Here is a 22,762-nt window from a genome sequence, read left to right on the forward strand (position 1 = left end):
GGTCCTGACATTCCGGACTGCCGTACCACCTGCCTGGCGGATACCCGGCTTCGGGACGAGTACGCCTGACGCAGGAGCCCCACGATCGCGGACGGTCCGCTAACCGAGCAGGTAGTCGACCCGCTGGTCGCCGTCCCAGCGGCGTAGCGCGGCGAACTGACCGACCAGCTGCGGTGGCCGGGTCACCAGGGGCAGCGCCTGCCCCAGTTGGGCGCTACCGACCCGGCGGGCCAACGTGACGTGCGCGGTCCACTGTCCAGGCAGGCTGTTGGGCATCGGGATCAGGTGCGCGTTGCACAACCGGTGCACCTCGGCATGCAGCCGCAGCAGCTCCCGGCTGGGCACCACCAGCCGGGTCAGCACCACCGGGTCCCGGCCGAACAACACCGGCGCACCGATCAAGCAGCGCAACGGCAACCGCCGCGCGACGGGTCGCAACAGTTCGTCGACGATGGGGTCGATGCGTTCGGCGACCACCACGGTGACATGCGGACGGCCCGGCGGGATGCGGACGTCGACGCTCGAGGCCGCCAGGTCGTCCCACATCCTGCGGAGGACGGCCTCGGTGTCGGGGTCGAACAGCAGCTCGATCGAATGGGCCATCAGCGCAACAGATTTCGTACCCATGCGGCATCGAACGCGGTAGTGCTGATGGCGGCGAAGTCGGCGCGCGACGCGGCTCCGGCGGGCAGCACCGCGCGAACAGTAGCCAGTTGGTTCAGCGCTTCCCGATTGGTTGTTTCCACCAGCCCCGGTTGCGCCGACCAGCTGCCGATCACCAGACCAGCGCACGAAATATGCTGTGCCGCAAGCGCTTCCAACGTCAATGCGGTGTGGTTGAGGGTGCCCAGACCGGCGCGGACCACGACCAGGACCGCGGCGCACAGATCGACGGCGAGGTCGCGCAGGGTGACGCCACCGGCTGCGAGTTCAACGAGCAGTCCACCGGCGCCTTCGACCAGGGTCAGACGTCCGGGGCGGTCCAGGTCGCGGATCAGACGCAGCACCTGATCACGGGTGGGCAACTGCAGACCCGCCTGCTGGGCCGCGGCCATCGGTGACATCGGCAACTCGTAGCGCGCCAGCCCGGCAAGTTCGGTCACCCCGGACAGCCTGCGGATCTCCGCGAGGTCGTCGTCACCGTCGCGGATGCCGGTCTGGGCGGGCTTGCACACCGCGACATCGATGCCGGCCTGGCGGGCGTGCGACGCCAGGGCGGCGGTGGCAACCGTTTTCCCGACACCCGTGTCGGTCCCGGTGACGACCAGAACGGTCAAGCGCGCGCCTGCAGCACATCGGCGAGCACGCGCCGCGCCAACTCCAATTCCTCGACGCTCAGCGACGCCCGGGCGGTCAGTCGCAGTCGCGACGTGCCGGCCGGCACCGTCGGCGGCCGGAAGCAGCCCACCTTGACCCCGGCGTCCAGGCACGCCGCCGCCGCGGCCACCGCCACCTCCGGATCGCCCAGGATCACCGACACCACGGCCGACTGCGGGACCTGCTGGACAGCGCAGACCCGGGCCAGCTCTGCTGCATGAGCAAGCACTGCGTCTGGTCGCCAGGTTTCCGTCTTGAGGAGTCGCAATGCCGCCAACGCAGCACCCACCGCTGCCGGCGCCAGGCCGGTGTCGAAGATGAACGGACGCGCCGCATCGATCAGGTGTGCGCGCACCTCGGCCGGACCGAGCACCACCCCACCCTGGCTGCCGAGTGCCTTGGACAACGTCGTGGTCACCACGACGTCGGGCGAACCGGCCAGTCCGACCTCGTGCACCAGCCCGCGGCCCCCGCCCCGCACGCCGAGCCCATGGGCCTCGTCGACGATCAGCAGCGCCTGGTTCCGCCGGCACACCGCGTGCAGCTCGCGCAGCGGGGCCAGTGCCCCGTCGGCGCTGAACACCGAGTCGGTGACGACGACAGCGCGTTCCTCGGTGCGCGACCCCAGCGCTGCATCCACCGCCGCGACGTCGCGACTGGGCGTGACCACCACGCGCGCCCGCGACAACCGGCAGGCGTCCACCAGGGAGGCGTGCGAGTAGGCGTCGGAGACCAGCAATGTCCCTGGGCCGGACAAGCTGACCACGGCTCCCAGGTTGGCGGTGTACCCCGAGGAGAACACCAATCCAGCAGCTGCGCCGACGTACTCAGCGAGCTCGGTCTCGAACTGCGCGTGCAATTCGGTGTCCCCGGTGACCAGGCGGGATCCCGTCGCACCGGCACCCCATATTCGCAACGCCTGCACGCCCCCGTCGATGACCGCCGGGTGCTGGGACAGTCCGAGGTAGTCGTTGGAAGCCAGATCGAGCTCGGTGCCCACCGCGGGGCGGGGACGCAGCGAGCGACGCAGCCCGGCCGCGCGGCGCTGCGTTTCCACCGCCGCCAGCCAGGCCAGCGGCGAGGTCTTGATGGGGGCCTGCATGGCGTTCAGCCTACGAGGCCCGCGACCTGCACCATCGCCGAGGTGATTCGCTCGATCTCGGCGGGGCCGCAGATATAGGGCGGCATGGCATAGACCAGGTTGCGGAACGGGCGCAGCCACACCCCGCAGTGCAGCGCCGCCGGCGTGGCCACCGCCAGATCCACGGACCGGGCGCACTCGATGACTCCGATTCCGCCGCACACCCGCACGTCCACCACCCCGGGCAGCGCCCGTGCCGGCTCCAACCCGGCCGTGAGGCCGACGGCGAGCTCGTTGACTCGGGACCGCCAGTCCTGGGCGAGCAGCAGCTCGACGCTGGCCACCGAGACCGCGCAGGCCAATGGATTGGCCATGAAGGTGGGCCCGTGCATCAGTGCACCCGCCGACCCGGTGCTGATGGTGTGCGCGATTTCGGTGGTGCACAGTGTCGCGGCCAGGCTGAGGTAGCCGCCGGTGAGGGCTTTGCCCACGCACATGACGTCCGGGCTGACACCGGCGTGGTCGGCGGCGAACAGTGCGCCGGTGCGGCCGAATCCGGTGGCGATCTCGTCGAAGATGAGCAGCACGTCGTGACGGGTGCAGATGTCGCGCAGGTCTGCCAGGTAACGCGGATCGTGAAACCGCATACCCCCGGCGCCTTGCACCAGGGGTTCGACAATCACCGCGGCCAGCTCGGCGGAGTGCGCGGCGAGCTGCTCTTCAAACGCTGTGCTGTAGGCGGCGTCGTGGTCGCGTGGCACCTGCGGGGCGAACACCTGGTCGGCCAGGACGTCGGTCCACAGCGAGTGCATCCCGCCGTCCGGGTCGCAGACGCTCATCGGGGTAAAGGTGTCGCCGTGGTAGCCGCCGCGCCAGGTCATCAGCCGGTGTTTGGCCGGCCGGCCTCGGCTGCGCCAGTACTGCAGCGCCATCTTCACAGCGACCTCGACCGACACCGAACCGGAATCGCTGAAGAACACCGTTTCCAGTCCCGGCGGGGTGATCTGCACCAGCAGCCGGGCCAGCCGGGCCGCCGGTTCGTGGGTCAGGCCACCGAACATGACGTGGTTCATCGTGCGCAGCTGGGCGGTCATGGCCGTGTCGAGCACCGGGTGGCCGTGGCCGTGTATCGCGGTCCACCAGGAACTCATGGCATCGAGCACCTCGATCGGGCGGCCGTCCCGGATCAATGTCAGCCAGGCGCCGCGGGCGGCGACGGCGACGACGGGCGGGATCGCTTCGCTGCCGATGGTGCTGTAGGGATGCCACAGATGAGCTGCGTCGATCGCGCTGATCTGCTCGGGAGTCAACCCCGGGCCGGGAAAATCGGCCGCTGCCACGGAGATCGACAGTAGTCCAGCAGTCCCGCCGGGTTTTGCGTCTGGTGTGCAGCCACGGCTTCGGTAGTGAAGTCAGGGCGCAGAATGTCCGATTTTCCGCCGTCACCTCACTGGCAAAGCCCTGACTTCACACTCAACACGTGACCGGACTCCCCGCGTGGAGTCGCGATATGCCCGGCCATCGGGAAGCATGCTTGGCGTGGCCGCACCGAATGAATCCCTCGACACGGGCGACGACGCGCCGCCGTCGTACGACGAATCACGCCCCCGCGTCATCCGGCTGCGCTTGGCCCCCTGGGACGTGGTCACCATGTTCGTGCTGCTGGCGTTGCTGATCGCCGCTCTCACGATGACCACCTGGCCGACGCGGCTGTTCGCCTTCACCGACAACGTCTGCCAGGGCGAGGACTGCCCGCCGGTGCCGTTCGGCGTGAATTACTACATTTTCCCGCTGGTGTGGGGTGGCATCGGCGCAGCCGGTACCGCGGCGTTGGTCGGTCCCTTCGTGTCGCTGGTGAAGGGCTGGTTCATGTCGTTCTGGCCGATCGTTGCGGTCGGCGTCCTCAGCCTGGCGTCGGTCCTGGGCCGGGCTCTGACCGATTTCAGCGCCACCTTCGGGCGCTGAGTTCCCGACGGCAACATCACGCCCCGGCAACACATCTGCCAGCGAAATCCTCACGGCTATTACGAGATTGGCCGGTCCCGTCACCGTCTGGTCACGTTCTCACAAATTCTCTTTCGGCTCCCTGGCCAACACTCTTCTCTGTTGTCAAAGTGGCTGTAGTGACTGGTGTGAATACAACGGGCTTACCGACTGGTTCACCGCACCAAGTGTCATCCAGCGGCGCTCGGCCCCGACGTGGCGGCCGGATCGCGTCCGTCGGGGAACGACGGCGGATGCGCGCGGTCACCGCGCTGAGGCACCGAGGGGCCAACGGGCCCCAGAAAAGAGGCAACGAGATGAAACGCGTTTACGCCTTCGCGATCGGCCTGATGATGCTGGGAGCGCCGATGGCAACCACAGCAGGACTCGCGTCCGCTGATCCGTATACCAGGCCGGCCGATTCCCAGCAGGCCGTCGACACGGTGATCGCCCGCGGTCTTTCGCAGCGTGGCGTGCCGTTCTCCTGGGCCGGCGGCGGTGTCACCGGGCCCACCCGCGGCACCGGTTCCGGGATCAACACCGTCGGCTTCGATGCCTCCGGTCTGATGCAGTACGCCTACGCCGGTGCCGGGCTCAAGTTGCCCCGGTCCTCGGGTCAGATGTACCGGGTCGGCGAGAGGGTCGCGCCGCAGCAGGCCCGCAAGGGTGACCTGATCTTCTACGGCCCTGAGGGCACCCAGGCCGTCGCGATGTACCTGGGCAACGGCCAGATGCTCGAGGTCGGCGACGTTGTCCAGGTTTCCCCGGTGCGCAGCAGCGGCATGGCGCCCTACCTGGTCCGGATTCTGGGTGCGCAAACGGCCCCGGCGCCGTTGGCCCCCGCGCAACAGGCACCCGTCCAGCAGGCGCCGCTGGCCCAGTCTCCGGCGCAACAGGCTCCGCTGCAGCAACAGCAGTTGCCCGCCCAGCAGGCACCGTTGCAGCAGGCGCCCGTCCAGCAGCTGCCTGGGCAGCAGGCGCCGGTGCAGCAGCTGCCTGGGCAGCAGGCGCCGGTGCAGCAGCTGCCTGGGCAGCAGGCGCCCTTGCAGCAAGCCCCGGTGCAGCAGCTGCCCGGCCAACAAGCGCCACTGCTGCAGGCTCCCGCGCAGCAGGCGCCACTGCAACAAGCCCCCGCCCAGCAGTTACCCGGGCAGCAGGCCCCGCTACAGCAGACCCCCGTGCAGCAGCTGCCCGGTCAGCAGGCTCCGCAGCAGCAGCTGCCCACCCAGCAGGTGCCCGGCCAGCCGGTACCGACGCCGCCCTTGCAGTTGGTGCCGGCTGCGCCCGCCCGGTAGCCTCCCCTCTCCCGGCAGGCTCCCGGCGACCGCCACTTGCTCCGGCAGGAGCAAGTGGCGGTTTTCGGTAAGTTAGCGGTGATCATGCAGACTTCGACCCCGCCTAGCGCACCGGCCGCCGACCCGGCGTCGGGCGCGATGGGCACCCGTTCGTCGGGGTTCTACCGCCACGATCTCGACGGTCTGCGCGGCATCGCCATCGCGCTGGTTGCCGTGTTCCACGTCTGGTTCGGCCGGGTGTCCGGCGGCGTGGACGTCTTTCTGGCCCTGTCCGGGTTCTTCTTCGGTGGCAAGGTGCTGCGCGCCGGGCTGGGCGGGTCGCTGTCGCCGGTGACCGAGTTCGTCCGACTGGTGCGCCGGCTGTTGCCGGCGCTGATCGTCGTGCTGGCCGCGTGTGCGCTGCTCACTGTGCTGGTGCAGCCGCAGACACGGTGGGAGACCTTCGCCGACCAGAGCCTGGCCAGCCTCGGCTACTACCAGAACTGGGAGCTGGCCAATTCGGCCTCGGACTATCTGCGTGCCGGGGAGGCTGTCAGCCCGTTGCAGCACATCTGGTCCATGTCGGTGCAGGGCCAGTTCTACGTCGCGTTCCTGATTCTGATCGCTGGTTGCGGTTATCTGTTCAGAGCCCCGCTGGGCAGACATCTGCGGACCTTGTTCGTGGTGGTGCTGAGCGCGCTGACGGTGGCGTCGTTCGTCTTCGCCGTCGTCGCTCATCAGGCGAACCAGTCGACCGCGTACTACAACAGCTTCGCCCGCGCGTGGGAACTGTTGCTGGGCGTGCTGGTCGGCGCCCTGGTGCCCTATCTGCGCTGGCCCATGTGGTTGCGCACCGGTGTCGCCACCGCGGCGCTGGCGGCGATTCTGTCCTGCGGCGCCCTGATCGACGGTGTCAAGGAATTTCCCGGCCCGTGGGCGCTGGTGCCGGTCGGCGCCACGATGCTGATGATCCTGGCCGGGGCCAACCTGGCCGCCGATCCCGCCACCGGCGGCAAGATGCCGCTGCCCAGCCGCCTGCTGGCGGCACGGCCGCTGGTGACGCTGGGCGCGATGGCCTACTCGCTGTACCTGTGGCACTGGCCGCTGCTCATCTTCTGGCTGTCCTACACCGGCCACAAGCACGCCAACTTCGTCGAGGGCCTGGCCGTGCTGCTGGTGTCCGGGGTCCTGGCGTACCTGACTTCCCGGCACATCGAGGATCCGTTGCGCTACCGGGCATCTCCTCAGCCATCTCACGAGGCCACCTGGCAGGTTCGACTGCGCCGCCCGACCATCGCGCTGGGATCGGTCGTGGCACTGCTGGCCGTGACGCTGACCGCCACGTCGTTCACCTGGCGCGAGCACCTGGTCGTCGAGCGGGCCTCGGGCAAGGAACTCAGCGGGCTCAGCGCCGCCGACTACCCCGGCGCCCGGGCCCTGACCGAGCACGTCCGGGTGCCCAGTCTGCGGATGCGGCCCACTGTGCTGGAGGTCAAGGAGGACCTGCCCGCCTCCACCCGCGACGGCTGCATCAGCGATTTCGTCAACCCGGCAGTGGTGAACTGCACCTACGGCGACACCGACGCGCCCCGCACCATCGCGCTGGCGGGCGGGTCGCACGCTGAACACTGGCTCACCGCGCTTGACCTGCTGGGCCGCATTCACCACTTCCGGGTGGTGACCTACCTGAAGATGGGTTGCGCGCTGTCCACCGAGCAGGTCCCACTGATCATGGGCAACAACGCGCCGTATCCGCAGTGCCGCCAATGGGTGGAGACGACGATGGCCAAGCTGGTCGCCGACCGTCCCGACTACGTGTTCACCACCACCACGCGCCCCTGGAATATCAAGTCCGGCGACGTGATGCCCGCCACCTACATCGGCATCTGGCAGACGTTGTCCGACAACAACATTCCGATCCTGGGCGTGCGGGACACCCCCTGGCTGGTCAAGGATGGCCAGCCGTTCAACCCGGCCGACTGCCTGGCCAAGGCCACCGGATCGCACTCGTGCGAGATCAAACGCTCCGAGCTGCTTTCCGAGCGCAACAGCACGCTGGACTTCGTCGGGCAGTTCCCGCTGTTGAAGCCTCTGGATCTGTCCGACGCGATATGCGAGCCGGACACCTGCCGAGCGGTCGAGGGCAACGTGCTGATCTACCGTGATCCGCATCACTTGACCCCGACGTACATGCGCACTTTGGCGCCCGAGCTGGGCCGGCAGATCGCGGCGGTCACCGGCTGGTGGTGAGGGGTCTTCCCGCATACCGTCCGGTGTGACCCCGACACCGTTAAGGTCGAGTGATGGCCGGGACCGACTTCGCGTTTGACGGCGCCGACGAGTCGCCGTCGGTGAAGATGGTGTGGCCCGGCGCGCCGTTTCCGCTCGGCGCCACGTATGACGGTGCCGGCACGAACTTTTCGTTGTTCTCCGAAGTTGCCGACCGGGTCGAACTGTGCCTGATCGCCCGTGACGGCACCGAGACCCGGATCGAACTCGACGAGGTCGACGGCTACCTCTGGCATTGCTATCTGCCGACTGTTACACCCGGGCAGCGCTACGGATTTCGCGTACACGGACCGTTCGATCCGGCGGCGGGCCATCGCTGCGATCCCAGCAAGCTGCTGCTCGACCCCTACGGCAAGGCGTTCGTCGGCGATTTCACCTTCAGCCAGGCGCTGTACTCCTATGATCTGGCCGTCGCGGCCCAGGACCCGTCGGAGACCGGAATTCCGCCGATGGTCGACTCGCTCGGCCACACGATGACCAGTGTGGTGATCAACCCGTTCTTCGACTGGGCATCGGACCGCGCGCCCTGCACGCCCTACCACGAGACCATCATCTACGAGGCGCACGTCAAGGGCATGACGCAAACCCATCCCGGCGTCCCCGCCGAACTGCGCGGCACCTACGCCGGGCTGGCGCACCCGGTGATCATCGAGCATCTCAAGTCGCTCAACGTCACCGCCATCGAGTTGATGCCGGTGCACCAGTTTCTGCACGATCACCGGCTGGTCGATCTGGGTTTGCGAAACTACTGGGGCTATAACACATTCGGCTTTCTCGCCCCGCACTACCAGTACGCGGCGACCCGCAAGCCGGGCGGCGCGGTCGCCGAATTCAAGTCGATGGTGCGCGCCTTCCACGAGGCCGGCATCGAAGTCATCCTCGACGTCGTCTACAACCACACCGCCGAAGGCAACCAGCTCGGACCGACCATCAACTTCCGAGGCATCGACAACGCCGCCTATTACCGGCTGGTCGACGGAGATCTGCGGCACTACAAGGACTTCACCGGCACCGGCAACAGCCTCAACATGCGCCACCCGCACACCCTGCAGCTCATCATGGACTCGCTGCGCTACTGGGTGCTCGAGATGCATGTCGACGGCTTCCGGTTCGACCTGGCGGCCACGCTGGCCCGCGAGTTCTACGACGTCGACCGGTTGTCGGCGTTCTTCGACCTGGTGCAGCAGGACCCGGTGGTCAGCCAGGTCAAGTTGATCGCCGAGCCGTGGGATGTCGGTGAAGGCGGTTACCAGGTCGGCAATTTCCCAGGTTTGTGGACCGAGTGGAACGGGAAATACCGCGACACTGTGCGCGACTATTGGCGGGGCGAACCCGCAACCCTGGGTGAGTTCGCTTCCCGGCTAACGGGTTCGTCGGACCTGTACGAGGCGACGGGGCGACGCCCTTCGGCCAGCATCAATTTCGTCACCGCGCACGACGGCTTCACGATGCATGATCTGGTGTCGTACAACGAGAAACACAACGCCGCCAACGGCGAAGACAACCGCGACGGTGAAAGCCACAACCGGTCCTGGAATTGCGGCGTGGAAGGCCCTACCGACGACCCGGAGATCACCGAGTTGCGGTGTCGTCAAATGCGCAACTTCTGGGCAACGCTGATGGTCAGCCAGGGTACGCCGATGATCTCGCACGGCGACGAGATCGGCCGAACCCAATGGGGAAACAACAATGTGTACTGCCAGGACTCCGAATTGTCCTGGATGGACTGGTCATTGGTGGAACACAACGCCGACCAGCTGGCGTTCGCCCGCAAAGCGACGACGCTGCGCAAGAGACACCCGGTGTTTCGGCGCCGACGCTTTCTGAAGGGACAGCCGATCCGCAGCGGTACCGGAGTGCACGACATCAACTGGCTGACGCCGTCCGGGCAGGAGATGACCGCCCAGGACTGGGACAACGACTTCGGTAAATCGATCGCGGTGTTTCTGGACGGTCAGGCGCTGGCCGAACCCAACCGTCGTGGCGAACGGGTGGTCGACGACTCATTTCTGTTGTGCTTCAACGCTTATCACGAAGAGGTGACCTTCGTAATGCCCCGCGAAGAATATGCCCGAGAGTGGATCGTGGAACTCGACACGACCTGTCCTACCGGCGCGTCCGAGCGGGTGTTCCGAGATGGCGAAGAGCTGGTAGCCCCCGGACGCTCCATGTTCGTGCTGCGTAAGACGTTGTGACGCATGCCTTTTCCAATTTCGGCAACGTATCGGTTGCAGTTGCGCGGCGAATCCAGCGGTTTTGCGTTCACCCTGGCCGACGCCGAGGACCTGTTGGACTACCTCGACGAACTCGGGGTGTCACACCTGTACCTGTCCCCCATCCTGACCGCAGCCACCGGTTCCTCGCACGGCTATGACGTCACCGATCCCACGACGGTGTCCGCGGAGCTGGGCGGGCCGGAGGGCCTGGCCCGGCTGGCCGCGGCGGCGCGCTCACGCAACATGGGACTGATCGTCGACGTTGTGCCCAACCATGTCGGCATCGACGATCCGCAGCAGAACGACTGGTGGTGGGATGTGTTGCGGCACGGGAAAGATTCGCCGTACAGCTCCTACTTCGACATCGACTGGTCGCTGGACGATGCCGGCCGAATTGTGCTGCCGCTGTTGGGTTCCGACGACGACGTCGCCGACTTGAGTGTCGACGGCGATCTGCTGCGGCTGGGCGACCTGGCGCTGCCGATCGCCCCCGGCACCGGCGACGGCGCCGGGCCGGACGTGCACGACCGGCAGCACTACCGCCTGGTGGGCTGGCGGCGCGGCGTCGTCGGCTACCGCCGCTTCTTCTCGATTACCTCGCTGGCCGGGTTGCGCCAGGAGGATCAGACGGTATTCGACGCCAGCCACGCCGAGGTGGCTCGCTGGTTCCGGGACGGACTCGTGGACGGGGTACGGATCGACCACCCCGACGGGTTGGCCGATCCGGCAGGATATTTGGCGTGGCTGCGCACGCTGGTAGGGCCCGAGGCGTGGATCGTGATCGAGAAGATCCTGGGGGTCGACGAGGCGCTGGAGCCGACCCTGCCGGTGGCCGGCACCACCGGATATGACGTGCTGCGGGAAGTGGGCGGTGTGTTCGTCGACCCCACCGGTGCCCCGGCGCTCACCGCGCTCGTCGAATCCGCCGGGATGTCCTACGCCGACATGCCCCAGATGTTGGCCGACCTCAAAATCCGGGCCGCCACCGACACGCTGGCCAGTGAACTGGCCCGGTTGCGGCGCAGCATCGTGGCGACCGCGGGGTCGGACGATCCGCTGCTGTCCGACGCGGTGGCGGCGCTGCTGACCCATATCGACGTCTACCGGTGCGACTACCGCGGGCTGGCCGCTCTGCTGCCCACCGCGCTGGCCGAAACCCAAGCCGCGCGACCGGAGTTCGGCCCGGCGCTGCAGGTGCTGGCCGCCGCACTCGCCGACGGCGGTGAGGCCGCCACCCGGCTGCAGCAGTTGTGTGGCGCGGTCACCGCCAAGGCGGTCGAAGACTGTCTGTTCTACCGCGATGCGAGGCTGGTGTCACTGAACGAAGTCGGCGGCGAGCCGCACCGATTCGGCGTCGGCGCCGGCGAATTCCACCAGAGCGCCGCGACCCGCGCCCGGCTGTGGCCACGCGCCATGACCACGCTCACCACCCACGACACCAAACGAGGCGAGGATGTCCGGGCCCGGATCGGCGTGCTGTCCCAGGTGCCCTCGCTGTGGACGGAGTTCGTCCGACGCTGGGAGGTCCAGGCCCCGTCGCCCGAGCCGGCGACTGGACAGTTCCTGTGGCAGAACATCTTCGGGGTGTGGCCGGTGACCGGCGAGGTGACCGACGAACTTCGCGACCGGCTGCACGGCTACGCCGAAAAAACGATCCGCGAAGCAGCGTGGCATACGACGTGGAACGATCCGGACACCGAATTCGAAGACGCCGTGCACCGGTGGGTGGACACCGTCCTGGACGGTCCGGTGGCCGGCGCGCTGACCGAACTGGTGGTCCAGCTCAATCCGCACGCCGCCAGCGACGCGCTGGGCCAGAAGCTGTTGGCGCTCACCGTGCCCGGCATACCCGACATCTACCAGGGCACCGAATTGTGGGACGACAGCCTGGTGGATCCGGACAATCGTCGCGAGGTCGATTACACGGCCCGCCGTGCTGCGTTGAAAGAGTTGCAACATCCAAAGATTCGGGTTGTCACCACCGCGCTCCGGATGCGGCGCACGCGGCCGGATTGCTTTGTGGACGGTGACTACGTACCGGTGCTGCCGGTCGGTCAGGCCGGCGACCACGTGGTGGCGTTTCGCCGTGGCCCCGACATTCTGGTTGCGGTGACCCGCTGGACGGTGCGGCTGGCCGACACCGGCTGGGGTGACACGGTCCTGCCGCTGCCCGACGGTTCCTGGACCGATCGGCTGACCGGCGCCATGGCCAGCGGTCCGACGTCGGCCGGTGAACTGTTCGCGGACCTGCCGGTCGTCCTGCTGGAGCGTGACCGTGGCTGAATTCCGGGTCTGGGCGCCCATTCCCGAGCAGGTGCGACTTGACGTCGACGGTGCCGTGCACGACATGGCCCGTTCCGACGACGGATGGTGGCACGCCGACGTAGCCGCGCCACCGGAAGCGCGCTACGGCTTCCTACTCGACGACGACCCCACCGTGCTGCCCGATCCGCGCTCACCACGCCAGCCCGACGGGGTACACGAACGCTCCCAGTTGTGGGATCCGGCGACGGCGGTCTGGACGGACAGCGACTGGGCCGGCAAACGGGTCGAGGGTGCGGTGATCTACGAGCTGCACATCGGCACTTTCACCGACGGCGGCACCTTCGACTCGGCGGTGGACAAGCTGGACTACCTGGTCGATCTCGGCGTGGACTTCGTCGAGGTGATGCCAGTGAATTCCTTTGCCGGAACCCATGGTTGGGGTTATGACGGCGTCCTGTGGTACAGCGTGCACGAACCCTACGGGGGGCCCGACGGGTTGGTCCGGCTGGTCGACGCCTGTCACGCGCGGGGCTTGGGGGTGCTGATCGACGCGGTGTTCAACCACCTCGGGCCGTCCGGTAATTACCTGCCGCGGTTCGGCCCGTACCTGTCGTCGGGCAGTAACCCCTGGGGTGAGGGCATCAACATCGCCGACGCCGACTCCGACGAGGTGCGCCGCTACATCATCGGCTGTGCGCTGCGTTGGATGCGCGACTTCCACGCCGACGGGTTGCGACTGGATGCGGTGCATGCACTGGTGGACACCACCGCGCTGCATATCCTGGAGGAGCTCGCCACCGAAACTGATTGGCTGTCACAGCAATTGGGGCGTCCGCTGGCACTGATCGCCGAAAGCGACCTCAACGACCCGCGGTTGATCACTCCGCGCGATCAGGGTGGTTACGGGATCACGGCACAGTGGGCCGACGACGTCCACCACGCCATCCACACCTCGGTATCCGGGGAACGGCAAGGCTACTACGCGGACTTCGGCGCGGTGGCCACGCTGGCGCAGACCCTGCGCCACGGCTTCTTCCACGCCGGCACGTATTCGTCATTCCGTCGCCGCCGGCACGGCCGTCCGCTCGATCCCGCCCGGGTGCCGGCAACCCGACTGTTGGCCTACACCTGCACCCACGATCAGGTGGGCAACCGTGCGCTGGGAGACCGTCCCTCGCAGAACCTGACCGCGGGGCAACTCGCCGTCAAGGCCGCTTTGGTGCTCGGGTCGCCGTACACGGCAATGCTTTTCATGGGTGAGGAGTGGGGAGCGTCGACTCCGTTCCAATTTTTCAGTTCGCACCCCGAACCCGAGCTCGCGCAGGCCACCCGCGACGGCCGCAAGGCGGAGTTCGCCGAACACGGCTGGGACGCCGACGACATCCCCGACCCGCAGGATCGGCAGACGTTCCTGCGCTCGAAGTTGGATTGGGCCGAAGTCACCTCCGAGCAGCACGCACGGCTGCTGGATTTCTATCGAGAGCTGATTGCGTTGCGGCACAACGAGGCCGATCTGTCCGACGCGCAGCTCGATCATCTCGTCACCGACTACGACGAAGAACAGCAGTGGATCGTGCTGCGCCGCAACCAGTTGGCCATCGCCTGTAACCTCAGTGCCGGGCCGGTGAGCGTGCCGGTGACGGGCGAACCAGTGTTGGCCTGGGACACGCCTGACGTCGGCACCGACGCGACCCGGCTACCCGGTCATTCGGTGGCAGTGCTGCGCTGTCCATGAACACCCGCACCGCGCGCGAGGTAGTCGAGCTGTACAACTTGGTCGTGTGGAATCAGCGTGACTTCGCGCTGGCCGAAGAGCTGATGGGCGCCACGGTGATTCGCCACGACGTGGGTGAGGCGACCACCCTCACTCACGAGCAGGCGGTCAACCGAATCGTCGAACACTGGGCGATGTTCGAGACCATTCGCTTTGACCTGAACCTGGTGATCGCCGGTGACGACGGCGAACACGTCGCGGTGGTCTACCAATCCCCGATGACATTGAAGGATGGCACCGCGGTGGACATCGGGAGCATCGAAATCTTCCGGGTCGTCGACGGCCGGATCACCGAAGTATGGAACTGCGGCTACAAGCAGGGCATCTGGGCATGACTCTGCCCGCCCGCCGCAGCGGATTTTCGCGGGCAACACATCTTTGCCCACCTCATCGCGACTTTCTCACCTACCAGCGACAATTCGCGTCCGAAAGTGTGCCGGTCGCGGTTGTGCGGATGGTCCCGCAGTCAGGCCACGACGGCGCATCGTCGCTGTGAGGTGGGATTGTCGCTCGGAGCTGGGCGAAGCCGAGCCCATTCCCGGCGCGGTGACGGCTGGGGCGCGTGGGGACAGTGAGCCGACCACCGACCACCGTCGACGGTCGCCCCCATCGGCCCCAATGCACCGCACGCGTTGCCCGCGACGGTGCGAAACCGCCAAGGATCTACCAAGCGCGGTGCCCGACGCTATTGGCATGACGACGATCGCCCCGCAACCGGCCACCGCCACGTTCGAGACCCGCTCAAGCAAGCGGTGCAAGACCAGCAACCTGGCCATCCTCAGCCTGGCCTTCGGCGTTCTGCAGTACTTCTTCCTATTCATTCCGTGCTGGCTGGTGACGATCCCCTTCGGGGTGAACGCGCTGTATGAGACCGACGTAAGCGACCGCACCGGGCGCCGGTTCGCCATCGCCGGCATCACGCTGTCGGCGGCCCAATTCGCTGTTTACGCGTTCGTATTCGTGTGGTTGCTGCTCACTTGATCGGTCACACGCTGGGTCGCCCGGTGCCCTGGACCGCATCGGCGATGGCATCCGCCAGCGGCTCGATGTCGTCATGGCTCAGCTCGGCGATGGTGACGCGCATCCCCGGCGGCGCGTCGATCCGGAACCGGGTGCCCGCAGCCGCCGCCCAGCCTGCACTGAGTAGCCGGGTGATGGCCGCCGTCTCGTCCGGAACCGGCACCCAGACATTGAGCCCCGATCGCCCCTGCGCGGCTACGCCGCGCTCGGCCAGGGCGTCGCACAAGGCGTTGCGGTTGTTGGCGTACCGGTCCCCGGCGGCGATCACCAGGTCCGTCACCTCCTCGTCCAGCCACATGCGCACGGCCAGGTCCTGCAGCAGATGACTGACCCAGCCCGGCCCCAGCCGAAGCCGCCCATGCACCCGTTCGACGGTGCGGCGGTCCCCCGCCATGACCGCCAGGCGCAGGTCCGGCCCGTACGCCTTCGACGTCGACCGCACGAACGCCCAGCGGCGCGTCGCACCGGCCAGCGGGTGCAACCGGGCACCGGAGATGCCGGCGCAATGGTCGTCCTCGATCACCAGCACGTCGCTGGTCTTGCCCGCCAGCAACCGGCGCAGTGCGGCGGCACGCTCCTTGGACAGCGCCGCCCCGGTCGGGTTCTGCGCACGGGGGGTGACGATGACCGCCTGCACCCCGCGGCGCAGCGCGCGCGCCATGCTCAGCACCAGTGGCCCGTCGTCGTCGACCTGCACCGGCTCGGCCGAAAGACCAAGAGCTGCAATCAGATCGAGCAAGTTGGCCCACCCCGGATCCTCGACGGCAACCCGGTCGCCCGGGCGCAGATGAGCGGTCAGCGCCCGCTCGATGCCGTCCAGCGCACCGCTGGTGACCGCGAGGTGCTCGGCGCTGACACCATCGGCGGACAGGTCGGCGCGGGCGTGATCGAGCAACGCGCTCGACATGGCCGGCTTCCCGTACAACACCGGTGCACCCGGCGGCGGGGCCAGCTGGGCCGCGGCGATCGGCAGCAGCTTGGGACTGGGGTTGCCGCTGGACAGGTCGCGCGCGCCGTCGGGAACCTCGATGCCGAGCAACGAACGGGAGGTGGTCGCGGGACGGTGCCGCACCCGGGTGCCGCGCCGCCCCGCGGTCTCGATCGCGCCGCGATCGCGCAGCAGCCGGTAGGCGGCGGCCACGGTGTTGGGGTTCACGCCCAACTGGGTCGCGACTTCCCGGATCGACGGCAAGGTGTCGCCGGGGGCCAGGGCGCCTTGCGAGATGCCCTCTTCGACGCTTGCGGCAATCGAGTCGGCGCCGGTTCCGGATATGTTGTATCGTACTGGCACGTTAATCATTATGTACTAGTACAACATTAAAGGCAAGCCGATGGCCACCGCATATCAACCTGCTCCGCACACAACTCCCAGCCGGTACCGGGATCGGGCCCGCTACGACCACGAGACCGTGCACCGCATCCTGGACGAGTCGCTGATCTGCCACCTGGGCTACGTCACCGACGGCCGTCCGGTGGTGCTGCCGACCACCCACGCGCGGGTCGGACAGACCCTCTACCTGCACGGGTCATCCGGTGCCGGTCCCATGCTGGCCGCCCGCACGGCCGGGATCGGCGTCTGCGTCACCGCCACCGTGGTCGACGGGCTGGTGCTGGCCCGGTCGGCGATGCACCACTCGCTGAACTACCGCTCGGTGGTGGCGATGGGCACCGCACGCCTGGTGCACGACCCGACAGAGAAAGCACACGCCCTGACCGCACTGCTGGACCACATCCGACACGGCAGGGCCGCGGACTGCCGGCCCCCGAACGCGCGTGAACTCGCCGCCACCGCGGTGCTGGCCCTCGACCTGGTCGACGTGTCGGCCAAAGTGCGCGCCGGCGGAGTGGCCGACGAGCCGGAAGATCTGGTCCTGCCGCACTGGGCCGGGGTGATACCACTGTGCCTGGCCACCGGAACACCGGTACCGGCCGCCGAACTCGATCCGGCTACCCCACTGCCGCCGTATCTGCGGCCCTGACCCCGGCCGTCAGGTGCGCGGCGGCTCCGCCGATGGTGACCCCGCCGTCACCGATGATGGTGCGCAACAACGCTTCCTGCTCGCGCTGGCCGCGGGCGGCCGCACGGTCGAGGCCGTCCGGCCGGGTCAGGGCGAGGACACTGCGGACCAGATTGACCGGCAGCCGCAACAGCGGGAACCACGGCGGCATGTACACCGGCAAACCCAGCGCGCGCATGGCGCGCGGCCCCAGGAACCCGCTCGTCAGCGACAGGTGTTGGGCCCAGGCCAAGCGGCGGCGCAGGCCCGGCAGCGTGCGATAGTGCCAGGTCAGCGGGTCATCGACCATCGGGACCGCGAGCTGTTTGGTGGACTCGTCGGGATCGGAGAGCGCCGTCAGGGTGTGGAAGAGCACCCGGATCCCATCGCGAAAATTCCTTGGCAGCCAGTCGTCGTCGACCCCGATCAGCCAGCCGGCGTAGCGGGTCAGATGCGCGATCGCGTCGAGGTCACCCGGCGTCTGCAGAATGCCCATGCCGAGGGCACCGGCAGTCGGGGCGATCAGGGCGCCCACCAGCGTGGCGGCCATATCGGTCTGGTTGACCGGCAATCCCCAGTCCGCTGCTCGCCAGTCCGGCATCGCCGCCACGTGTCGACGAACCAGGGCGTGGATCAACCGGACCCGAAGCGTCGAACAGTAGCCGACACCGTGCGGGACCATTTCCCCGTCGTCGATGACATCGATGGCCCAGCGCATCGTCTCGGCGAAGCGCCGGTTCGAGCCTTTCTCCAGCGCGCCGGTGCGCACCAGAGTCTTATTGAATCCCGAGAACTGGTACCCGCCGAGCAGCGAGACGTCGCGCGCGATGTACATGCCGTCGGCGCCGCCTCGGCGCAGCGCGCGCTGCCCACGGCGCATCACTTCCCAGTCGACCCAGTCCGGTGTCGCCTCTACCTGAAAAAAGAAGTCGCGCAACGGTTCCGGTGCTTGCGGCACATTCGCGATGCCCTCGGTGAGGGCACGTTCGAACAACGAGCGCCCGTGCGTCAGATCCGTCGACGCCATCCAATCGACCAAGCGGTCCATCGGCGGGTCACCGACGGTCAGCCGTTCACCGAGATGGCGCCATTGCTGCGGCGACGGCCCCCGCACTCCCAGCGCCATCGCCAACAACCGAACGGCCGCGGGGACACTTCGGGGCCGGTCGGGGTGGCGGGTGGGAATGGGCGTCTGGGCAGTCATTTCGCCCCTCCTGAGGGAAACCGAGTTTTGGATAACGGCTGTGATCCGAATGTAGAGCGCGGGTAAGGTGCTGTCAATGAAGCGCGCGGGGGTGGTTCGCGACTACGGCGGGATCAGCGCCGACGACCGTCGCGCCGAACGCCGTCGCAAACTGCTGGCAGCAGGCCGGCAGATCTGGGGTGAATCGGGAGTCGCGGAGGTGACCGTGCGCGGCGTGTGTACCGCGGCCGGCCTCATCCCCCGCTACTTCTACGAGCAGTTCAGCAACCGGGAGGCACTGCTGTTCGCCGTGTCCGACGACGTGCGCGATCAGCTCCTCGATGCGCTGCTCCTGGCCGGCGTGGCCAATCCCGGCACCTTGACGGACAAACTGCGGTCCGCGCTGCAGGCCTTCCTCGACATCATCGCCGCCGACCCGCACATCCACCGCATCGCCACCGGCGACGTGAGCACCGTCGCCGGGCTGGCCGAACACCGCACCAGCATCCTGGAGATGATCACCGATTCGGTCATCGAGCAGGCTCCGCGGGTGCTCGCCACGCAGCCGCCCCCGCCTGACCAATTGCGCCGCGGCGCCCAGTTCATGGTCGGCGGCGTCAATCAGATCATCGATGCCTGGCTGCGCGAGCCGGTCGAGAGCACCGACGGTTTGGCGACGATCTGCGCCGATCTGTGCGTCGCCGTGGTCCGCGGCGTCGTCACACCCGCGGACTGATCGTCACGCCCGCGGACTCGCCGGAACGGCCTCAGTGCACCAGGTAGCGGAAAGCCGGTGAACCGGGCAGCAGCGTTTCCACGTGCATCTCGGTGTCGCGGATGCGCGCCAGCAGACCATCCAGATCCGCGGCCGATCCCAGCTGGATGCCGACCAACGCCTCACCCGTCTCGCGGTTGTTGCGTTTGACGTACTCGAACAGGGTGATGTCGTCACCTGGGCCGAGCACCTGGTCGAGGAACCGCCGCAGCGCCCCGGGTTCCTGCGGGAAGTCGACCAGGAAGTAGTGCTTGAGACCGAGATGGACCAGCGAACGCTCCAGCACCTCACCGTATCGGGAGACGTCGTTGTTGCCGCCGGAGATCAGGCACACCACCGTCGAGCCGGCCGGGACGTCGGCCTCCAGCAGGCCGGCCACCGACAAGGCGCCCGCGGGCTCGGCGATGATGCCTTCGTTCTGATACAGGTTGAGCATCGCGGTGCACACTGCGCCTTCGTCGACGGTGGTGATCGACACCATGTCGCCGGCCGCCGCCAAAGCCGCATACGGCAGGGCGCCCGCGCGCGCCACCGCAGCGCCGTCAACGAACTGATCGACGGCATCCAGCGTGACCGGCGCACCCGCGGCCAGCGCAGCCATCATCGCAGCGGCACCGGCCGGCTCGATCCCCAGCACCGACGTGGTGGTGGTGCGTTCGGCGAGGTAGGTGGTGATGCCGGCGATGCAGCCGCCGCCGCCCACCGGAACCACCACCAGGTCGGGTTCAACTCCCAGCGCGTCCAGGATCTCGACGGCGATGGTGCCCTGGCCGGCCATGGTGCGCAGATCGTCGTACGGCGGCACCAGGGTGGCGCCGGTGCGGGCCACGTCCAGGCGGGCGGCCTCGGCGGCCAGGTCGTAGGTGGACCCGCCGACGATCAGCTCGATGAACTCGCCGCCGTGATAGAGGATCCGGTCGCGCTTCTGCTTGGGCGTCTTGGCGGGTACGTAGACGCGGCCGTGCACCCCCAGCGACCGGCAGGCGAAGGCAAAGCCCTGGGCGTGATTCCCGGCCGACGAGCACACCACGCCGGCGGCCAGCTCCTCCTCGGACAGCTGCACCAGCAGGTTGTAGGCCCCACGCAGCTTGTACGAGCGGACCACCTGCAGGTCTTCGCGTTTGAGAAAGACCGTGGCGCCGGTGATCTGGGACAGCCGGTCGCTGAGCTGCAACGGAGTGGGTGTGACCACCGGCGCGATCCGCTTGGCCGCGCCGTCGATGTCGGCCGCACACAGCGGCAGACCGGTGGGGTCAGACAGGCTCCTGCTCAGTTCGGCGGACACCGGTCAATGGTGCCATGCCACGGCAACGCCAGCTCAGTTCACCGGGGTGAGCACAAACACCGGAATCTGGCGGTCGGTCTTGGTCTGGTAGTCCGCGTAGTCCGGGTACGCCGCGACGGCACGCTCCCACCAGACGGCCTTCTCGTCGTCGAAAACCTCGCGGGCGTCGTAGTCGCGCGTGACGGTGCCGTCCTGCAACTCGACCCGGGGGTTCTTCTTGACGTTGTAGTACCAAACCGGGTTCTTCGGGGCGCCGCCGAGCGAGGCGACGATCGCGTACTCGCCGTCGTGCTCGACGCGCATCAGCGGAGTCTTGCGCAGCTTGCCGGTCTTGGCGCCGACCGTGGTCAGCAGGACGACTTTCATGCCCTTGAGTTCGGTGCCTTCGGTTCCGCCGGATTCGGCGATCTTGTCGGCCTGCTCGCGGGACCAATCCCAGGGGCTGGGTTCGTATTCACCTTCTAACGGCATGCACCCACTCTAGGCCCGCGCCCGACCGTCATCGCAGACTGCGCACCCCGGCCATCTCGGCACGGGTCGCCGGTCGCGCCGCGGCAGCGACTCGATCGGGTTGCCCCTTGCGCAGGGTGGCCAGCAGTTCCCGGTAGGGCCCCACCAGGTACACGGTGTCGCCGGCGATGAGCCGGGCGTCGCGGCGCGGCAACAGTTGCGCCGCTGCGTCGTCCCGGGTGATCGCAATGACGCGGATCTGGTTCGACATCTCGAACATCTGCTGACCGTCGAGTTCGCTGCCCGGCTGCACGTGCATTCCGCCGACCAGAAACGACCGGTTGCCGACCGAGAACGTGCCCAGCACCTGCAGGCCGATCGCTGCGCCGACGAACCACGGCACCGCCATTTCGACGGTGGATCTGACGTTTTCGAAACCGAAACGCTGCGCCACCGCAGACCCGAGCTCGTGGTCGTAGACGCGGAGCACCAAAGGTACTCGGCCCCAGCGGTTTCGCCCGCCCTCCCCCTGCGAGCCGAACAACCCGCGCAGCACAATCCCGGTCTCGATGTTGATCATGTCACTGCGGGTCAACACCGCCACCGCACGGGCGCGATCAGCACGCGCCGCAGCCAGGACCTTCGGCATGGTGGCGTCGCCGAAGATGACGGGCACGTCGAGTTCGTTCATCGCCGACAGATACGGGTTACCGGGGTCGCGTTCGATCACCGCGACGTCGTGACCGGCCGCGGTGAGGTCGCTGACCACCCGCATCCCGAGCCCGCTCAACCCGACGACGATGACGTGGCTGCGCAGATGCCGGGCCCGCGGCCGCCCGGACGCCATCACGAAGCGGCGCGACAGCAGCACATCGGCGACGAACGCGACCAGCAACGCGGTGGTCGTCACGCCGCCCAACATCAACATGGCGGCGAAGATCCGCAACCAGGTGGGCTGCTGCGCGAAGCTGAAGTCCCCGTAGCCCGTGGTGGTGATGGTCTCGTTGGTGAAGTAGAACGCGTCGACCCACGACATTCCGGGATGGGTGTAGGAGAAGTGCAACAGCGTCGTCGACCCGGCGATCAAGCAGACCAGCGCCGCGATCACCGGGTAGAACGCCGGGTTGACGTCGCTGGGCAGAGCGCGCAGCGACGCCAGCGACCGCCGTAGGCGCGACGGGCGGGTACGTGTCGTCTCGGTCCGAGGCACCCGGATGCCGTAGGCGGCCGCATCGTCCCGAGTGCCGATCATCGACATCCAGTCGCCGGCACGCACCGTCAAGTCGCGGCCCGGGCAGGCCACGACATCGCCCGGGGTGCAACTGTTCTCGCCGCGGACGACGGCGACGGGCGCCAACTGCCCGAAGATGTCGCGGATGGTCGCGTCGCGGGTCGCGTCGGCGCCGAACACAACGAAGTCGATACCTGCCACCTGCAGGGGATGTGTGGTGCGCGCCAGGCACGCTTCCACGACCGCGGGTGCGGTGAGGGTCGCGACGTCGAAGATCGCGCTCGGCCCCTCGTCGGCGGCCACCGCTTCGCGCAGCACGTCGTTGGTCAGCCGGGCCACCACGCGTACGTCGGGATTGGCCCGGCGGGCCAGCAGCGCGATTTCCAGATTGATCGCGTCGTCGTCACCTGCACAGACCACGGCGGTGGCCGTCGCAATTCCGGCCCTGGCCAGTTCACCGTTGACCTGCTTACCGGCCAGATCTGCAGCGCTGAGCCGCACGACGCTGGCACCCGCGCGTACCAGTTCGTCGATGACCGTCGTAGCCAGCGCGTCGTCGCCGCTGACGATCACGAGCTCGTGCATGGGAACCTCCTCGACGCGCCGGCCTGGCTCATCGTCG

General features: G+C 67.9%; 18 protein-coding genes and 1 pseudogene. 10 read left to right on the forward strand and 9 right to left on the reverse strand.

Features of this window, described 5'->3' with window-relative positions; translation table 11 throughout:
- Positions 1-99 precede the first annotated feature (99 nt).
- From AC5Y6Y_RS04185 to AC5Y6Y_RS04200, 4 genes are read right to left on the reverse strand one after another with little or no spacing between them, the layout of a single operon-like run.
- Positions 100-603 (reverse strand): 2'-5' RNA ligase family protein, encoded by a 504-nt coding sequence (locus AC5Y6Y_RS04185; protein ID WP_499919090.1) that lies wholly within the window; start codon positions 601-603, stop codon positions 100-102.
- A complete protein-coding gene (gene bioD / locus AC5Y6Y_RS04190; RefSeq protein WP_463825180.1) occupies positions 603-1,277 on the reverse strand; it encodes a dethiobiotin synthase in 675 nt (224 codons plus the stop codon). Before bioD ends, AC5Y6Y_RS04185 begins: the two co-directional genes overlap by 1 nt.
- On the reverse strand, positions 1,274-2,419 hold the full coding sequence (locus AC5Y6Y_RS04195) for an 8-amino-7-oxononanoate synthase (protein ID WP_499919088.1): 1,146 nt from the start codon (positions 2,417-2,419) through the stop codon (positions 1,274-1,276). The genes bioD and AC5Y6Y_RS04195 overlap by 4 nt, the downstream gene beginning before the upstream one ends.
- A 5-nt stretch (positions 2,420-2,424) precedes the next feature.
- Positions 2,425-3,738: an adenosylmethionine--8-amino-7-oxononanoate transaminase gene (locus AC5Y6Y_RS04200; RefSeq protein ID WP_499919087.1), complete on the reverse strand. Its 1,314-nt coding sequence runs from the start codon at positions 3,736-3,738 to the stop codon at positions 2,425-2,427.
- Between the two features lie 190 nt (positions 3,739-3,928).
- Between AC5Y6Y_RS04200 and AC5Y6Y_RS04205 the strand changes: the two genes are divergently transcribed.
- The 8 genes and pseudogenes from AC5Y6Y_RS04205 (at position 3,929) to AC5Y6Y_RS04240 (ending at position 15,180) form a co-directional block, all read left to right on the forward strand.
- Positions 3,929-4,363, forward strand: a complete 435-nt coding sequence (locus AC5Y6Y_RS04205; protein ID WP_499919086.1) for a hypothetical protein — start codon at positions 3,929-3,931, stop codon at positions 4,361-4,363.
- A 335-nt stretch (positions 4,364-4,698) separates the two neighbouring features.
- Positions 4,699-5,379, forward strand: a pseudogene (gene ripD, locus AC5Y6Y_RS04210) (NlpC/P60 family peptidoglycan-binding protein RipD); the annotation flags it as partial.
- Between the two features lie 381 nt (positions 5,380-5,760).
- Entirely contained in the window at positions 5,761-7,905 is a 2,145-nt protein-coding gene (gene sucT, locus AC5Y6Y_RS04215) for an acetyltransferase SucT (RefSeq protein ID WP_463825175.1), read from the forward strand.
- A gap of 53 nt (positions 7,906-7,958) precedes the next feature.
- Positions 7,959-10,139 carry a glycogen debranching protein GlgX gene (gene glgX / locus AC5Y6Y_RS04220; RefSeq protein WP_463825174.1) on the forward strand — a complete coding sequence of 727 codons (2,181 nt, stop codon included), beginning with the start codon at positions 7,959-7,961 and terminating at the stop codon, positions 10,137-10,139.
- 3 nt (positions 10,140-10,142) lie between these two features.
- A complete protein-coding gene (treY, locus tag AC5Y6Y_RS04225) occupies positions 10,143-12,443 on the forward strand; it encodes a malto-oligosyltrehalose synthase (protein ID WP_499918251.1) in 2,301 nt (766 codons plus the stop codon).
- Positions 12,436-14,160, forward strand: coding sequence for a malto-oligosyltrehalose trehalohydrolase (treZ, locus tag AC5Y6Y_RS04230; RefSeq protein ID WP_499918250.1), 1,725 nt, complete (start codon positions 12,436-12,438; stop codon positions 14,158-14,160). Before treY ends, treZ begins: the two co-directional genes overlap by 8 nt.
- A complete protein-coding gene (locus AC5Y6Y_RS04235; RefSeq protein WP_463825171.1) occupies positions 14,157-14,534 on the forward strand; it encodes a nuclear transport factor 2 family protein in 378 nt (125 codons plus the stop codon). Before treZ ends, AC5Y6Y_RS04235 begins: the two co-directional genes overlap by 4 nt.
- Before the next feature lie 358 nt (positions 14,535-14,892).
- Entirely contained in the window at positions 14,893-15,180 is a 288-nt protein-coding gene (locus AC5Y6Y_RS04240) for a DUF4190 domain-containing protein (protein ID WP_463825170.1), read from the forward strand.
- Positions 15,181-15,184: 4 nt separating this feature from the next.
- Here the strand turns inward: AC5Y6Y_RS04240 and AC5Y6Y_RS04245 are convergent, their stop codons facing one another.
- Entirely contained in the window at positions 15,185-16,510 is a 1,326-nt protein-coding gene (locus AC5Y6Y_RS04245) for an aminotransferase class I/II-fold pyridoxal phosphate-dependent enzyme (protein ID WP_463825169.1), read from the reverse strand.
- A 40-nt stretch (positions 16,511-16,550) separates the two neighbouring features.
- Here AC5Y6Y_RS04245 and AC5Y6Y_RS04250 point away from each other — a divergent pair, with 40 nt between their 5' ends.
- A complete protein-coding gene (locus AC5Y6Y_RS04250; protein ID WP_473139651.1) occupies positions 16,551-17,198 on the forward strand; it encodes a pyridoxamine 5'-phosphate oxidase family protein in 648 nt (215 codons plus the stop codon).
- Here AC5Y6Y_RS04250 and AC5Y6Y_RS04255 read toward each other — a convergent pair.
- On the reverse strand, positions 17,167-18,420 hold the full coding sequence (locus tag AC5Y6Y_RS04255) for an oxygenase MpaB family protein (RefSeq protein WP_473139650.1): 1,254 nt from the start codon (positions 18,418-18,420) through the stop codon (positions 17,167-17,169). The two genes, AC5Y6Y_RS04250 and AC5Y6Y_RS04255, sit on opposite strands and share 32 nt — an antisense overlap.
- Before the next feature lie 76 nt (positions 18,421-18,496).
- On the opposite strand from AC5Y6Y_RS04255, the gene AC5Y6Y_RS04260 reads away from it, so the two are divergent.
- A complete protein-coding gene (locus AC5Y6Y_RS04260; protein WP_463825166.1) occupies positions 18,497-19,135 on the forward strand; it encodes a TetR/AcrR family transcriptional regulator in 639 nt (212 codons plus the stop codon).
- Between the two features lie 31 nt (positions 19,136-19,166).
- Here AC5Y6Y_RS04260 and ilvA read toward each other — a convergent pair whose 3' ends face one another.
- Genes ilvA through AC5Y6Y_RS04275 form a run of 3 tightly spaced genes read right to left on the reverse strand, consistent with a single transcriptional unit; the run spans position 19,167 to position 22,725 of the window.
- Entirely contained in the window at positions 19,167-20,459 is a 1,293-nt protein-coding gene (ilvA, locus tag AC5Y6Y_RS04265) for a threonine ammonia-lyase IlvA (protein WP_473139649.1), read from the reverse strand.
- A 33-nt stretch (positions 20,460-20,492) separates the two neighbouring features.
- On the reverse strand, positions 20,493-20,930 hold the full coding sequence (locus AC5Y6Y_RS04270; protein WP_463825164.1) for a nitroreductase family deazaflavin-dependent oxidoreductase: 438 nt from the start codon (positions 20,928-20,930) through the stop codon (positions 20,493-20,495).
- Between the two features lie 28 nt (positions 20,931-20,958).
- The gene (locus tag AC5Y6Y_RS04275) at positions 20,959-22,725 is read right to left on the reverse strand and encodes an NAD-binding protein (protein ID WP_473139648.1); all 1,767 of its coding nucleotides are present in this window, start codon (positions 22,723-22,725) and stop codon (positions 20,959-20,961) included.
- Between the last annotated feature and the right edge of the window lie 37 nt (positions 22,726-22,762).

It is taken from the genome of Mycobacterium sp. NGS24, assembly GCF_059813065.1.

Bases quoted from the DNA above. Each gene is read 5' to 3' on its own strand.
- AC5Y6Y_RS04240 (WP_463825170.1), top strand. From the start codon at position 14,893: ATGACGACGATCGCCCCGCAACCGGCCACCGCCACGTTCGAGACCCGC.
- AC5Y6Y_RS04275 (WP_473139648.1), bottom strand. From the start codon at position 22,725: ATGCACGAGCTCGTGATCGTCAGCGGCGACGACGCGCTGGCTACGACG.
- glgX (WP_463825174.1), top strand. From the start codon at position 7,959: ATGGCCGGGACCGACTTCGCGTTTGACGGCGCCGACGAGTCGCCGTCG.
- AC5Y6Y_RS04205 (WP_499919086.1), top strand. From the start codon at position 3,929: ATGCTTGGCGTGGCCGCACCGAATGAATCCCTCGACACGGGCGACGAC.
- AC5Y6Y_RS04185 (WP_499919090.1), bottom strand. From the start codon at position 603: ATGGCCCATTCGATCGAGCTGCTGTTCGACCCCGACACCGAGGCCGTC.
- AC5Y6Y_RS04260 (WP_463825166.1), top strand. From the start codon at position 18,497: ATGAAGCGCGCGGGGGTGGTTCGCGACTACGGCGGGATCAGCGCCGAC.
- AC5Y6Y_RS04235 (WP_463825171.1), top strand. From the start codon at position 14,157: ATGAACACCCGCACCGCGCGCGAGGTAGTCGAGCTGTACAACTTGGTC.
- AC5Y6Y_RS04270 (WP_463825164.1), bottom strand. From the start codon at position 20,930: ATGCCGTTAGAAGGTGAATACGAACCCAGCCCCTGGGATTGGTCCCGC.
- treY (WP_499918251.1), top strand. From the start codon at position 10,143: ATGCCTTTTCCAATTTCGGCAACGTATCGGTTGCAGTTGCGCGGCGAA.
- AC5Y6Y_RS04255 (WP_473139650.1), bottom strand. From the start codon at position 18,420: ATGACTGCCCAGACGCCCATTCCCACCCGCCACCCCGACCGGCCCCGA.
- AC5Y6Y_RS04195 (WP_499919088.1), bottom strand. From the start codon at position 2,419: ATGCAGGCCCCCATCAAGACCTCGCCGCTGGCCTGGCTGGCGGCGGTG.
- sucT (WP_463825175.1), top strand. From the start codon at position 5,761: ATGCAGACTTCGACCCCGCCTAGCGCACCGGCCGCCGACCCGGCGTCG.
- AC5Y6Y_RS04250 (WP_473139651.1), top strand. From the start codon at position 16,551: ATGGCCACCGCATATCAACCTGCTCCGCACACAACTCCCAGCCGGTAC.